The organism is Bradyrhizobium sp. P2_E8 (genome assembly GCF_056403875.1).
In genome coordinates this window covers 1-807 of the sequence record NZ_JBFUES010001727.1, presented here as the reverse complement: position 1 = coordinate 807, position 807 = coordinate 1, and the positions used below count along the sequence as shown (strand labels likewise).

At 67.8% G+C, this 807-nt stretch carries 1 protein-coding gene and 1 pseudogene; both read right to left on the bottom strand.

Features of this window, described 5'->3' with window-relative positions:
* Positions 1 to 549, bottom strand: a 549-nt coding sequence (locus AC1D00_RS43520; RefSeq protein ID WP_477014983.1) for an ABC transporter permease, incomplete at its 3' end; no start/stop codon positions are given.
* Positions 546 to 807 (bottom strand): annotated as a pseudogene (locus tag AC1D00_RS43515) (macrolide ABC transporter ATP-binding protein); the annotation flags it as partial. The pseudogene AC1D00_RS43515 and the gene AC1D00_RS43520, both read right to left, overlap by 4 nt.

The following is an 807-nucleotide window of genomic DNA, read 5'->3' as shown; positions in this document are numbered from 1 at the left end:
CGGCACCTTCATGATCCTGATCTGCGCGCCGATCGGATCGTCGCCCGGCGCGAACAGCTCGCGTGCGACCGTGCTGCCGAGGATCACGACCTTGCCGGCGCCGGCCTCCTCGGTGCCGGAGAAATAACGTCCGGCCGCGAGCTGCCAGTCGCGCACCATGAAGTGACCGGTCGTGGTGCCGTTGATGGTCGTATTCCAGTTCTTGCTCTCGTGGATGACCTGCGCCGTCCCGGCGATCGAGCCGGCCGCGGCCTGGATCTCCGGAATCTGCTCGAGGATGGCCTGCACGTCGCTCTCGGTCATCGTCAGCTTGCTGCCGTCCTTGAGGCGCACGCCGCCCTGATAGACCGCGCCCGGCGTGATCATCAGCACGTTGGCGCCGATCGAGCGGATCTGCTCCTGGAGGCGAAGCTGCGCGCCGGACCCGATCGCAAACACCGTCACGATCGAGGCGACGCCGATCACGATGCCGAGCATGGTGAGGAAGCTGCGCAATGGATTGAGGCGCAGGGCGTGCAGGGCGATCTGAAAACCCTGGAGCATCGTCATGACACCGCGCTCCGTTTCGGCAGCAGCGGAACCAGCGTCTCGTCGCTGACGAGCTCGCCGTCGTGCAGGCGGATGGTGCGCCGGCACTGCGTCGCGATGCCGGGGTCATGCGTGATCATCACGATGGTCTGGCCGGTCCGGTTGAGCGCGGCGAACAGCGCCAGGATCTCGGCGCCGGTGCGGCTGTCGAGCGCGCCGGTCGGCTCGTCGGCGAGCACGATCAGCGGGGAGGCGATCAGCGCACGCGCGATCGCCACG